Annotated in this window: 1 protein-coding gene; it reads left to right on the forward strand. The window is 46.0% G+C overall.

The window, feature by feature from the left end; translation table 11 throughout:
* Positions 1 to 237: 237 nt before the first annotated feature.
* Positions 238 to 615, forward strand: a 378-nt coding sequence (locus A3735_RS26680; protein ID WP_197486071.1) for a hypothetical protein, incomplete at its 3' end; no start/stop codon positions are given.

Here is a 615-nt window from a genome sequence, read left to right on the forward strand (position 1 = left end):
CCAATCGCAATGGTTTCTGGTTGTAAGTCTTGCCCGGTATTTAAGGTATGTCCGGGTAAATCAATAATTGGTGACAGCAAAAAGGAAGAGCCGGCTAAGCCAGAAAAGGAAGGATCTAAGGAATCATAAATGTTATAAGTAGGGGCTGCTGTGCCTCGCAGAGGGGTAGCAGGGGGCGACTCTTGGCTATTCCTCCTACTTGGCGAAATGTTGAAACGAAATAATTGACCTTTTTCTATGAATAATCTCCCTTTCGGAAGGTATCGTTTACCTTCATGGTGTCAGGCTTTGCTCGGTATTTGTCACCAATTACCGGTCAATAACTGGTTTGCTAAGCGTCTAGCCTTTCTAATGCGAAAGCCTGTATTGATGCGCAAGCAATCACCTATCGATGTTCAGGTAGAAGGTTTAAAGTTCAGGTTGTTTCCCAAAGGAAACTTATCCGATAAGCGCTTATTAACTATGCCTGGCTTGCTCGATGGCCAGGAGCGACGTTTTTTGGCGTCCGTCTTGAGTGATGGGGCTACAGTTCTAGATGTAGGTGCGAATATCGGCGGTTATGGTTTGCTACTTGCGTGGGAGCGGAAAGACCTAAAGCTTGTTGCTGTAGAGGCG

Source organism: Oleiphilus sp. HI0061 (genome assembly GCF_001635675.1).